This window comes from Mycobacterium sp. MUNTM1, assembly GCF_054660795.1.
On sequence record NZ_BAAGDE010000155.1, the window covers coordinates 1 to 510 of the forward strand.

Below are 510 nucleotides of genomic sequence, written 5' to 3' on the forward strand. Positions count from 1 at the left end.
CCTCGGCGAGCGCCGCCGCCGCGCTGCGCGACAGGCCCAGCAGGCGGGCCAGCCCGGCGTCGACACGCATGCCCGCCCCCGAGCAGCAGAACCCGCCGGGTTGACCCGCGGCATGTGGATCGGCTGGCTCGAGTTCGACGTGTTGCTCGGCGACGTGCGGTCACTCAAACAGAAGCGATCCGTCATCCGTCCCGTCGTCGCCGAGTTGCAGCGCAAGTTCAGCGTGTCGGCGGCCGAGACGGGTTCGCATGGGCTGTACCGGCGCGCCGGCATCGGCGTCGCCACGGTGTCCGGCGACCGCGGTCACGCTGTCGAGGTCCTGGACGCGGCCGAGCGGCTGGTGGCCGCGCATCCCGAGTTCGAGCTGCTGTCGGTGCGGCGCTCTTTGGTACGCAGCGAGGATCTCGCGTAGCTGACGGTGGCGAGCCAGCCGCTAGCTGTACTCGGCTAAGACGTTGTTGACAGTCGGCTGATCGGAGGGTGGCCTCCGAGTGCTGAGTGGCGTCGTTG

General features: G+C 70.2%; 1 protein-coding gene. It reads left to right on the plus strand.

All coding sequences use genetic code 11. From position 1 onward, the window contains the following. The first annotated feature begins 112 nt into the window (after positions 1–112). Positions 113–412 (plus strand): DUF503 domain-containing protein, encoded by a 300-nt coding sequence (locus ACYQ8K_RS30200; RefSeq protein ID WP_459975053.1) that lies wholly within the window; start codon positions 113–115, stop codon positions 410–412. Positions 413–510 lie beyond the last annotated feature (98 nt).